Source organism: Pseudomonas sp. R3-52-08 (genome assembly GCF_003851745.1).
Taxonomy (GTDB): domain Bacteria; phylum Pseudomonadota; class Gammaproteobacteria; order Pseudomonadales; family Pseudomonadaceae; genus Aquipseudomonas.
Genome location: NZ_CP027730.1, coordinates 44,309 through 56,271 on the forward strand (window position 1 = coordinate 44,309; position 11,963 = coordinate 56,271).

Sequence of the window (11,963 nt, forward strand, 5' to 3'; positions counted from 1 at the left end):
GGTTTCCTCATGTCTCTACCCTTGCATCAAAACACACCAACGTTAACGGCGATCGATCCACGCGGGTTGGCTGTGCGCACGGTCGCTTATTACCGGCCGACTGCCCAAGTCGAGCTTGAGGCGCGTATTGCCCGTCAAGCGTTCAATGCCTCGGGTTTTGTCGTGCAGCAGTACGGGTCACGTCAGTGGATGGCAAGTGACGCCAAAGGGGTGAAAAAAGCCAGTCACGTGACGGTCTACAGCCTTGGCGGTCAGCCGATCTACAGTGATAGCACGGATGCAGGCTGGCGCTTGACGTTACTGGGGGGCGCGGGTCAATGGGTGCACAGGTGGGATGGTCGCGGCGCTCACCGTAAGTGCAACTATGACGCTTCGCTGCGGCCCGTGGCAGTGTTTGAACAAGCGGCCGATGACTCATCTGAGCGATGTGTAGAAAGGTTGGAATATGCAGGTAATTCAACGTCTGAGGCTGTGAATAATCGCTGTGGCCGGCTGGTGTTGCATGACGGCGAATGCGTCAGAACGCGCTTTGAGGAGTATGGCCTGCAGGGGCATGTATTGAGCCAGGCGCAGCGTTTTCTTCGAGAGATTGCGACGGTCAACTGGCCCTTGCAACCCACACAGCGAGAAGCTTTATTGCAGGATGAAGCCTTCGTGACGTCATGGCGCTTCAGTGCATTGGGGGAAGCGCTTGAGCAGGTAGATGCAAAAAACAATGTAAAAGACAGTCGTTATGGACGCACCGGTGAGCTACTGGAAGTTGGCATCACCCTGGCGGGCGGTACTCGTCAGGTCATCGCGGATGGGGCCGGCTACAACGCCCATGGTCAGATGCTAACGCAACGTGCTGGAAACGGCGTAGTGAGCGAGTGGACCTACGACCCACGCAGCCAGCGTGTGGAGCGATTTTTGACCTATCGCAGCAGGGCAAAGAAAGAGCGGTTGCAGGATTTGGCATACACCTATGACCACGTCGGCAATGTGATCAAAATCGTCGACGCAGCCCAACCCATCCAATGGTCAAGCAACGCCCAGGTCATGGCTGTCAGCCATTATCAATATGACACTTTGTATCAGCTGGTCCAGGCCAGTGGGCGAGAGAATGCGCAAAATAGCGCCGGATCGGGGCTGCCAAGGCGGGCGACTTTCGGCGCTGCAAATGATAGCCAATGGCGCAACTACACCCGAACCTATACCTATGACGCCGATGGCAATCTGCAAAAGCTGCAGCATATGCCTAGCAACGGCAGCGGCTATACGCGAACAATGAAGGTAGCGACGCTCGGAAACCAAAGTCTGCCGACTACAGGCCCATTGATCGAGTCGCCCGCATTGGGCAAGGGCTTCGACCTCAATGGCAACCAGCAGCAACTCGAGCGGGGGCAGACCATGAACTGGGATGTGTCCAACCGACTGATCAGTGTCGCCTTGGTGACCCGTGAGGACGCGGCCAACGATGAAGAGCTGTACGGCTATGATGCGTTCGGCCAGCGCGTGATAAAAAATAGCGTGGTTCGGGCTGGCGCACTCACCCATCGTGCGCAGGTTTGCTATCTGCCGGGGCTGGAAGTACGGCGCGACAGTGCCAGCGGCGAATGGCTGAATGTCTTGAATATTGAAGTCGGTCGCTACAGCGTGCGGATACTTCAATGGGAAAAAGGTCGCCCTTCCGAGCTTGCGAACAATTCCATTCGTTGCAACTTGGCGGATCATTTGGGCAGCAGCACCCTGGAGCTGGATGAAAAGGCCCTGCTGATCAGTCAGGAAAGTTATTACCCATTTGGCAGCACTGCGTGGTGGGCGGCGAGAGGCGCCATCGAGGCACGCTATAAAAGTTGCCGCTACAGTGGCAAGGAGCGCGATGCTACTGGGCTGTATTACTACGGGATGCGTTACTACGCACCCTGGTTGCAGCGTTGGATCAGCCCGGACCCGGCAGGGACACTTGACGGACTGAATCGATACAGGATGGTGCATAACAACCCGATGAACAGGGTTGATCGTCAAGGGATGATTACATCCTTGCCCACCGACTGGAGTTCGGCAGGTCAAGGCAGGCTGCCAAGCTTTGGGCATCACGTGTCCCTGGGCGCTGCACAGGGCGTGGTACTGGGCGGGGTTGCTGCGCTAGGGGCCAAGCTGACGGGCATTGTGGGGCCCTCAGTGGCGTTCGGCGCGTTCGTTGCGGGAGGCGTAGGTTTTGCCGCAGTACGCAACGTTTCGGATGAAATCCGTCATTCATTGTGGGTAGGGTCACCCAGTTATAAAAAGCTCGTGGCGGGTGCGCAGGCAGCTTCTGTCCTGTTGAATGCAGCGTATGCGGCGATCAATGACCCTGCTAACGCAACTGAATTGAATCAGCTGGATGCATTGTTTTTCGGGGCGGCGCAGGGCTCGAGCAATCTGCAGGAAACGATGTCTGCGGTGAGTTATTACCATGACAACTTACACAGAATAAGCGTCATGGAGCACCATGAAGGCAGGACGACGGTAGAGGCTATTTCAGCCAGAGGCACATTGGCGTCCGGCAGGCTGACGATGCCAGGCGTAAAACGACTGATGTATTTTCAGCGGGACTTTCTAGAACGGTCTTCTGCAGAGGAAATTGCTCATACCTTCATTCATGAAGTCACTCACAGCGCACTCGCAACCCACGATGAAGGCGGCAGTTCGGCCACCGAGGACACGTTGTCGTCCTATTTGAGTCGACTGCGCAGTCAGAGGATTTCACTTGCGACCAGTGCAGAAGCCAACGCTCATTATTTTTCTTTGTTGGCCGCCTTGCACCTCAATAAAGCCGACTATCTGCGCAGAAAAAACCGGTTAACCAATGGAATATCCGCTCACCCTGCAAGCTCACCGGCCGCACATGCTCCAGTGCGCAGACGGAGGCCTTGAAAACCCGCGTGGGTGTTAACGGTGGCCCATAAACGCCTGGTGTAACTCGGCCAATGTTTCAAAATGCCAGGTCGGCGCTTCGGCATTCAGCTCTGCAAAGCTGCCAAACCCATACCCCACCGCCGCCGAGTCCAGCCCATTGCTGCGTGCGCCGATCAAGTCATGCTTGCGGTCACCGATCATCAAGGTGGTGGTCGGGTCCAGCCCTTCTTCACGCACCAGGTGGGCGATCAGCTCGACCTTGTTGGTGCGCGTGCCATCCAGCTCGCTGCCGTAAATCACCTTGAAGTGTTTGGCGAAGTCGAAATGCCGTGCGATCTCACGGGCAAACTCCCACGGTTTGGATGTGGCCACATACAGCTGGCGGCCTTGGCTGTTCAGTTCTTCGAGCAAGGGCATCACGCCATCGAACACATGGTTTTCATAGAGCCCTGTGACCCTGAAACGCTCACGATAAAAATTCACCGCTTGCCACGCCTTGGCCTCGTCGAAGCCGTAGAACTGCATGAACGCTTGCAGCAACGGCGGGCCGATGAAGTGTTCGAGGCGGGACAGGTCTGGCTCGTCGATGCCCAGCTTGCCCAGGGCGTACTGGATCGAGCGGGTGATGCCCTCGCGTGGGTCGGTAAGGGTGCCATCGAGGTCAAACAGCACGGTTGGGTGGTGCAGGGTCATCGGTCGAATCCTTCAGCCAGGTGCAGGTCTTTGAGCTTCACGTAGTTCGCTGCGCTGTAGGTGAAAAAGGCACGCTCCTTGTCAGTCAACGGGCGTACCTGTTTAACCGGGCTGCCGACGTACAAAAAGCCGCTGTCGAGTTTCTTGCCCGGCGGCACCAGGCTGCCGGCCCCGATGATCACGTCATCCTCCACCACTGCGCCGTCCATCACGATGCTGCCCATGCCGATCAGGATGCGACTCCCCACGGTGCAGCCATGCAGCATGACTTTGTGGGCGATGGTCACGTCGTCACCGATCAACAGCGGGAAACCGTCCGGGTTGAACGGGCCGGCGTGGGTGATGTGCAGCACGCAGCCATCCTGCACGCTGGTGCGCGCGCCGATACGGATGCGATGCATGTCGCCGCGAATCACCGTCAAGGGCCAGACTGAGCTGTCGGCGCCGATTTCGACATCGCCGATCACCACCGCCGAAACATCGACAAAAGCCCCGGTGCCCAGGGTTGGCGTGTGGTTCTGATAGGTGCGAAGGGTCACGATAGCCTCTCTCTGTTGTACTGATAGCTGCGGTGGGTGTTGATTGTAATTAAGATGCCCCCATCTTTGTCTTATCTGTTTTTTCAGCCAAGGTGCCAACCGTGAGCGCGAACAACCCTCTTCTGCAGCCCTACGACCTGCCGCCGTTCTCGGCGATCCGTGCCGAGCATGTCCAGCCGGCCATCGAACAGATCCTTGCCGATAACCGGGCAGCTATCGCAGAAATCCTGCAAAGCCAGGGAAAAAATCCGACATGGGCGGGCCTGGTCCTGGCCATGGACGAGCTTAATGATCGCCTGGGCGCGGCGTGGAGCCCTGTCAGCCACCTCAACGCCGTGTGTAACAGCGCCGAACTGCGCGAAGCCTATGAGGCCTGCCTGCCGGCATTGAGCGCCTACTCCACCGAGATGGGGCAGAACCGTGAGCTGTTCCAGGCCTTCGAAGCCTTGGCCAGCAGCCCCGAGGCCGTCGGTTTCGATGTGGCGCAAAAAACCGTGCTGGAACACGCCCTGCGCGATTTCCGCCTGTCGGGTATCGATTTGCCGCTGGAGCAGCAAAAGCGTTACGCCGAAGTGCAGAGCAAGCTGTCGGAGCTGGGCAGCAAATTCTCCAACCAGTTGCTGGATGCCACCCAGGCCTGGACCAAGCACGTCACCGACGAAGCCACCCTCGCCGGCCTGACCGATTCGGCCAAGGCGCAAATGGCCGCCGCCGCCCAGGCCAAAGGTCTCGATGGCTGGCTGATCACCCTGGAATTTCCGAGCTATTACGCGGTAATGACCTACGCCCAGGACCGCGCCCTGCGTGAAGAAGTCTATGCGGCCTACTGCACCCGCGCGTCGGACCAAGGCCCGAATGCCGGTCAGAACGATAACGGCCCGGTGATGGAACAGATCCTCGACCTGCGCCAGGAACTGGCCCAGCTGCTGGGCTACGCCTCCTTCGCCGAACTGAGCCTCGCTACCAAAATGGCCGAGTCCAGCGACCAGGTGCTGAGCTTCCTGCGCGACTTGGCCCAGCGCAGCAAACCGTTCGCGACCCAGGACCTGCAGCAGCTCAAGGCTTACGCCGCCGAACAAGGTTGCGCCGACCTGCAAAGCTGGGACAGCGGTTTTTACGGCGAAAAATTGCGCGAGCAGCGCTACAGCGTGTCCCAGGAAGCCCTGCGCGCTTACTTCCCGATCGACAAAGTGCTGGGCGGCCTGTTTGCCATTGTGCAGCGCCTGTACGGCATCGAGATCGCCGAGCAGAAAGGTTTCGACGCCTGGCACCCGGACGTGCGCTTGTTCGAGATCAAGGAGAACGGTCAGCATGTGGGCCGCTTCTTCTTCGACCTGTATGCCCGCGCCAACAAGCGTGGCGGTGCCTGGATGGACGGTGCCCGCGACCGCCGCCGCACCCTGGAGGGTGTGCTGCAAAGCCCGGTGGCCAACCTGGTGTGCAACTTCACCCCGGCCGACAGTGGCAAGCCCGCCCTGCTGACCCACGATGAAGTGACCACCCTGTTCCACGAGTTCGGCCATGGCCTGCACCATCTGCTGACCCGCGTCGAACATGCCGGCGTATCCGGTATCAACGGCGTGGCCTGGGATGCGGTGGAGTTGCCGAGCCAGTTCATGGAGAACTGGTGCTGGGAGCCTGAAGGCCTGGCGCTGATTTCGGGCCATTACGAAACCGGTGAGCCGTTACCCCAGGACCTGCTGGAAAAAATGCTCGCGGCGAAAAATTTCCAGTCCGGCCTGATGATGGTGCGCCAGCTGGAGTTCTCGCTGTTCGACTTCGAATTGCACGCCACCCACGGCGATGGTCGCAGTGTGGCGCAGGTGCTCGAAGGCGTGCGCGATGAAGTCTCGGTAATGCGCCCACCGGCCTACAACCGCTTCCCCAACAGCTTCGCGCACATTTTCGCCGGCGGTTATGCCGCCGGTTATTACAGCTACAAGTGGGCCGAAGTGCTGTCGGCGGACGCCTTCTCCAAGTTCGAAGAAGACGGCGTGCTCAATGCCCAGACCGGTCGCGCCTTCCGTGAAGCGATCCTTGCACGGGGCGGTTCACAAGCGCCGATGGTGTTGTTCGTCGACTTCCGCGGACGTGCGCCGTCGATTGACGCACTCTTGCGCCACAGCGGCCTGAGTGAGGACGCGGCAGCATGAGTGAAGGGCCAGTGATCACCAAAAAGCAATTTATCGCCGGGGCGGTCTGCCCGGCGTGCAGCGAGCCGGACAAGCTCAAGATGTGGACCGAAGACAACGTGCCACACCGCGAGTGTGTGGCCTGTGGGTATACCGATACGCTCAATGACCAGGGGCTGTCAGTGCCCAAGGAATTGGGTACGCGGGTCAATACGTCGGCATTGAAAGCGCCGGCGGACCCGAAGGTGCAGGCGGTGCAGTTCTTCCCCAACCCGAAGCTGAAAAAAGACTAGCAGTCCGTACGCGGACCAAAATGTGGGAGGGGGCTTGCTCCCGATAGCGGCTTGTCAGTCAACCTACACATGACTGACTCACCGCCATCGGAAGCAAGCCTCCTCCCATTTTTTTGCCCGCATGTATGCGACTTAGGTCGCTGAATTCTTTCTCTACATGCTTAGCCTGCTATCATTTGTAACCATTGATTGCTGCTCGCAGCAAAAAAAGACAAGCCACTCCCCAGAAGCGGCTGCCAAACCCGTGACCACATGATGAGGTGCACCCATGTCTGATCAAGATCAAGACAACCCCCGGCGTGAGTTTTTGCGCAAATCCTTGACCTTGATCCCGGTGGTCACGGTTGCCAGCACTGGCCTTGGCGGTTCGATGCTGATGGCCACACCGGCACCTGCCGAGGCAGCACCAGCCAAGCCTGCGGCCAGTGACAAGGCGTATGAACCGACCTACTTCACCGCCGAGGAATGGGCGTTCCTCAACGCCGCCGTCGAGCGCTTGATCCCTGCCGATGCCCAAGGCCCGGGTGCCCTGGAAGCCGGCGCTGCGGAATATATCGACCGTCAAATGAATACGCCGTACGCCAGTGGCGCGCTGTGGTTCATGCAAGGTCCCTTCAACGCCGATGCCGCGCCGGAGATGGGCTGGCAAAGCAAGCTGGTGCCAAGGGAAATCTATCGCCTGGGTATCGCGGCAACGGATGCCTGGTCGAAGGCGATCAACGGTAAGACTTTTGCTGCGCAAGACAGCGCTACCCGAGATGACATGCTGCACCGTCTGGAGGCGGGTGGCAGTGAACTGAGCGCTCATTTCGAGGCGGTGCCGCCAAAGATGTTTTTCAACCTGCTGCTGCAGAACACCAAGGAAGGCTTCTTCTGCGATCCGATCCACGGTGGCAATAAAGGCATGGTTGGCTGGACCATGATCGGTTTCCCCGGCGCCCGCGCCGATTTCATGGACTGGGTCGAGCGCAACGAGCAGTACCCCTTCCCGGCTGTTTCCATTCGCGGCGAGAGGGCATAACCCGTGGCGACCATCATGAAGAAAGTGGACGCGGTGATCGTGGGCTTCGGCTGGACCGGCGCGATCATGGCCAAGGAACTGACCGAAGCGGGGCTCAACGTGGTAGCGCTGGAGCGCGGCCCGATGCAGGACACCTACCCGGACGGCAACTATCCCCAGGTCATCGACGAGCTGACCTACAGCGTGCGTAAAAAACTCTTCCAGGACATTTCCAAGGAGACGGTGACCATTCGCCATAGCGTGAATGACGTCGCCCTGCCCAACCGTCAGCTTGGCGCCTTTTTGCCGGGTAATGGCGTCGGCGGTGCTGGCTTGCACTGGTCGGGCGTGCACTTTCGCGTCGACCCCATCGAGCTGCGCATGCGCAGCCACTACGAAGAACGCTATGGGAAAAACTTCATTCCCAAGGACATGACCATCCAGGACTTCGGTGTCAGCTACGAAGAGCTGGAGCCGTTTTTCGACTATGCGGAAAAAGTCTTTGGCACCTCGGGCCAGGCCTGGACCGTCAAGGGCCAACTGGTGGGTGAAGGCCGCGGCGGCAACCCCTATGCACCGGATCGCTCGAACCCGTTCCCGCTGGAGTCGCAGAAAAACACGGTCTCCGCACAGCTGTTTCAGAAAGCGGCTGCCGATGTGGGTTACAAACCCTACAACCTGCCGTCGGCCAACACCTCCGGGCCCTACACCAACCCTTACGGTGCGCAGATGGGGCCGTGCAACTTCTGCGGCTTTTGCAGTGGCTACGTGTGCTACATGTACTCCAAGGCGTCGCCGAACGTGAACATTCTGCCGGCGTTGCGCCAGGTGCCGAATTTCGAGCTGCGGCCCAATTCCCATGTGCTCAAGGTCAACCTTGACAGCACTCGGAAGAAAGCCACCGGCGTGACCTATGTCGACGGCCAGGGCCGGGAGTGCGAGCAACCGGCAGACCTGGTGATCCTCGGCGCGTTCCAGTTCCATAACGTGCGCCTGATGCTACTGTCGGGCATCGGCAAGCCGTACGACCCGATTACCAATGAAGGCGTGGTGGGCCGCAACTTTGCCTACCAGAACATGGGCACCATCAAGGCGTTCTTCGACAAAGACACCCACACCAACAACTTTATCGGCGCAGGCGGCAATGGCGTGGCCATCGACGACTTCAACGCCGACAACTTTGACCACGGCCCCCACGGCTTCGTGGGCGGCTCGCCGATGTGGGTCAACCAGGCGGGCAGTCGGCCGATTGCCGGCACCTCCAATCCACCAGGCACCCCGGCCTGGGGCAGCGCGTGGAAGCGCGCCACCGCCGATTACTACACCCACCAGGTATCGATGGACTCCCACGGCGCCCATCAGTCCTACCGAAGCAATTACCTGGATCTGGACCCGGTTTACCGCGATGCCTACGGCCTGCCGCTATTGCGTATGACCTTCGACTGGCAGGAAAACGACATCAAGATGAACCGCTTCATGATGGACAAAATGAGCAAGGTCGCCCAAGCCATGAACCCCAAGGCGATCGCCGTGTTGGGCAAGAAAGTCGGCGAGCATTTCAATACGGCGGCGTACCAGACCACGCACCTCAACGGCGGCGCGATCATGGGCACCGACCCGAAGACCAGCGCGCTGAACCGCTACTTGCAGAGCTGGGACGTACACAACGTGTTTGTCCCGGGGGCGTCGGCTTTCCCACAGGGCCTGGGCTATAACCCTACCGGTCTGGTAGCAGCGCTGACCTACTGGTCGGCCCGGGCGATTCGCGAACAGTACCTGAAAAACCCCGGCCCGCTGGTTCAGGCATAAGGAGCGATGACCATGAAAGCACTCGTTATCGCCTCCTTGGCGCTGTTCAGCAGTTGCTCGGTCAGCGCGGCTGAGGCCGAGCTGATCAAGCAAGGCGAATACCTGGCCCGCGCCGGTGACTGTGTGGCCTGCCACACCGCCAAGGGCGGCAAGCCATTCGCCGGCGGCCTGCCAATGGAAACCCCCATCGGTGTGATTTATTCCACCAACATCACGCCGGACAAGACCGGCCTGGGCGACTACAGCTTCGAAGACTTCGACAAGGCCGTGCGCCATGGCGTCGCCAAGAACGGTAGTACGCTTTACCCGGCGATGCCCTACCCGTCTTACGCGCGTGTCAGCGACAGCGACATGCAGGCCTTGTATGCCTACTTCATGAAAGGCGTTGAGCCGGTCGCCCAACAGAACAAGGACAGCGATATTCCCTGGCCGTTGAGCATGCGTTGGCCCCTGGCGGCGTGGCGCTGGATGTTCGCGCCGGCAGTCGAGGAGCATCAGGTACAGGCCGCCGCCGACCCTGTGGTCAGCCGTGGCGCTTACCTGGTCGAAGGCCTCGGCCACTGCGGTGCGTGCCACACGCCGCGCGCCCTGACCATGCAGGAAAAGGCCTTGAGCGCCGCTGACGGCAACGCGTTCCTGTCCGGCAGCGCACCGCTGGAAGGCTGGATTGCGAAAAGCCTGCGCGGCGACCACAAGGACGGCCTCGGCAGTTGGAGTGAAGAGCAATTGGTGCAATTCCTCAAGACCGGACGCAGTGATCGCAGTGCGGTGTTTGGCGGCATGAGCGATGTTGTGGTCCACAGCATGCAATACATGTCGGAAGACGACCTGACCGCTATCGCCCGTTACCTCAAGAGCCTGCCGGCGGTGGATTCCAAGAACCCGCCGCACCAGTACGACAAGCAGGTGGCCCAGGCGCTCTGGAAGGGTGATGACAGCCAGCCGGGCGCCTCGGTGTACATCGACAACTGCGCGGCTTGTCATCGTACCGACGGGCATGGCTACACGCGGGTGTTCCCGGCGCTGGCGGGCAACCCGGTGCTGCAGACGGCGGATGCCACGTCGTTGATCAACATTGTGTTGAACGGCGGTACCTTGCCAGCTACCCACGCCGCGCCGTCGACCTTCACCATGCCGGCATTTGCCTGGCGCCTGTCGGATCAGGAAGTGGCGGACGTGGTCAGTTTCATCCGTGGCAGTTGGGGCAATCAAGGCACGCCAGTGAGCGCCAGTGACGTGGCCGACCTGCGCAAGAACGATATGCGCACCACCTCGGGGGATGATTTGGGGCAGGTCACGCAAAAGCACTGACCGCCAAACGGCACTGGTCAGAACCCTTACGCCTCGATACTGTATATAAAAACAGTATCGAGGCGTTTTTCATGACGACTGCACTGCCACCCCGTGGCCGGGGCACGGCCACCAACCTGCACAACCGTTTCGCGCCCACCGTCAGCGTGGCCGAGGACGACGGCTGGTTCCAGGAAGTGCCGCCCACCCAGGGCACCGAAGTGCGCATCGAAACGGCCAAGACCATCATCACCCGCAATAACTCGCCGGACTTGCCGTTCGATCGCTCGATCAACCCTTATCGTGGCTGCGAGCACGGCTGCATCTACTGCTATGCGCGGCCCAGCCACGCGTATTGGGACATGTCGCCGGGGTTGGATTTCGAAACCAGGCTGATTGCCAAGAGCAACGCCGCCGACGTGCTGGAGCAGCAGTTGTCGAAGCCGGGGTACGTGTGCGCGCCAATCAACCTGGGCTCCAATACCGACCCTTACCAGCCGATCGAGCGCGAATACAGGATTACCCGGCAAACCCTTGAAGTGCTGCTGCGCTATCGGCACCCGGTGACCATCATCACCAAAGGCTCCCTGATCCTGCGCGATCTGGACCTGCTCGCCGAACTGGCCAGCCAACGACTGGTGGCCGTGATGATCAGCCTTACCAGCCTGGACGATGAACTCAAGCGCATACTGGAGCCGCGCACGGCGGCGCCCAAGGCGCGGTTACGGGCGATACGGGTGATGCGCGCGGCGGGCATTCCGGTCGGTGTGCTGTGTTCGCCGATGATTCCGATGATCAACGACAGCGAGTTGGAAAGCCTGCTCACCGAAGCCCATGCCGCCGGTGCGCAAAGTGCCGCGTATATGATGTTGCGCCTGCCGCTCGAGGTGGCGCCGCTGTTCGAAGAGTGGCTGGCGGCGCATTACCCGCAGCGCGCGGCGCACGTGATGAGCCTGGTGCGTCAGGTGCGCGGTGGCGCGGTGTACGACAGCCGTTTCGGCGTGCGCATGCGCGGCGAAGGGCCGTTTGCCGATTTGCTGGCGCAGCGTTTCAGCAAGGCGATCAAACGTCTGGGGCTCAATCGCCGTGGAGGCTTCGATCTGGATTGCACGGCGTTTTGCCCACCGGGCCGGCAAATGGCATTGTTGTAGATTGAAGAGGATAAGTGCGAAACATCTGTAGGGTTAATCGCGTTTTGATATCACTGAAACCCGCGACCTAGAGCGGTTGATTCAGTTTGAGTTAAGTTTCGATGGGTACCTTGTTCGACGAGTGACTGATAAGTCGGTGCCCTGGCCTGTGGAGGTTTCCCAACTTTTTCACTGCC

9 protein-coding genes are annotated in these 11,963 nt (G+C 59.9%); 7 read left to right on the forward strand and 2 right to left on the reverse strand.

Annotated elements, in window-relative coordinates; genetic code table 11:
• Positions 1-9: 9 nt before the first annotated feature.
• On the forward strand, positions 10-2,898 hold the full coding sequence (locus C4J91_RS00225) for an RHS repeat domain-containing protein (protein ID WP_124360612.1): 2,889 nt from the start codon (positions 10-12) through the stop codon (positions 2,896-2,898).
• Between the two features lie 15 nt (positions 2,899-2,913).
• On the opposite strand, the gene C4J91_RS00230 is transcribed toward C4J91_RS00225, so the two are convergent.
• Both C4J91_RS00230 and C4J91_RS00235 read right to left on the reverse strand, forming a co-directional pair.
• Entirely contained in the window at positions 2,914-3,573 is a 660-nt protein-coding gene (locus C4J91_RS00230) for an HAD family hydrolase (RefSeq protein ID WP_124360613.1), read from the reverse strand.
• Positions 3,570-4,112, reverse strand: coding sequence for a gamma carbonic anhydrase family protein (locus tag C4J91_RS00235; RefSeq protein WP_124360614.1), 543 nt, complete (start codon positions 4,110-4,112; stop codon positions 3,570-3,572). Before C4J91_RS00235 ends, C4J91_RS00230 begins: the two co-directional genes overlap by 4 nt.
• 101 nt (positions 4,113-4,213) lie before the next feature.
• Between C4J91_RS00235 and prlC the strand changes: the two genes are divergently transcribed.
• The 6 genes from prlC (at position 4,214) to C4J91_RS00265 (ending at position 11,787) form a co-directional block, all read left to right on the forward strand.
• The gene (gene prlC / locus C4J91_RS00240) at positions 4,214-6,265 is read left to right on the forward strand and encodes an oligopeptidase A (protein WP_124360615.1); all 2,052 of its coding nucleotides are present in this window, start codon (positions 4,214-4,216) and stop codon (positions 6,263-6,265) included.
• On the forward strand, positions 6,262-6,537 hold the full coding sequence (locus C4J91_RS00245) for a YheV family putative zinc ribbon protein (protein WP_010207776.1): 276 nt from the start codon (positions 6,262-6,264) through the stop codon (positions 6,535-6,537). Before prlC ends, C4J91_RS00245 begins: the two co-directional genes overlap by 4 nt.
• A 268-nt stretch (positions 6,538-6,805) precedes the next feature.
• Positions 6,806-7,558 carry a gluconate 2-dehydrogenase subunit 3 family protein gene (locus C4J91_RS00250; protein ID WP_124360616.1) on the forward strand — a complete coding sequence of 251 codons (753 nt, stop codon included), beginning with the start codon at positions 6,806-6,808 and terminating at the stop codon, positions 7,556-7,558.
• A 3-nt stretch (positions 7,559-7,561) separates the two neighbouring features.
• Positions 7,562-9,346, forward strand: coding sequence for a GMC family oxidoreductase (locus C4J91_RS00255; RefSeq protein ID WP_124360617.1), 1,785 nt, complete (start codon positions 7,562-7,564; stop codon positions 9,344-9,346).
• Between the two features lie 12 nt (positions 9,347-9,358).
• Positions 9,359-10,657 (forward strand): cytochrome c, encoded by a 1,299-nt coding sequence (locus tag C4J91_RS00260; protein WP_124360618.1) that lies wholly within the window; start codon positions 9,359-9,361, stop codon positions 10,655-10,657.
• 71 nt (positions 10,658-10,728) lie between these two features.
• Positions 10,729-11,787: a PA0069 family radical SAM protein gene (locus C4J91_RS00265; protein WP_124360619.1), complete on the forward strand. Its 1,059-nt coding sequence runs from the start codon at positions 10,729-10,731 to the stop codon at positions 11,785-11,787.
• Positions 11,788-11,963 lie beyond the last annotated feature (176 nt).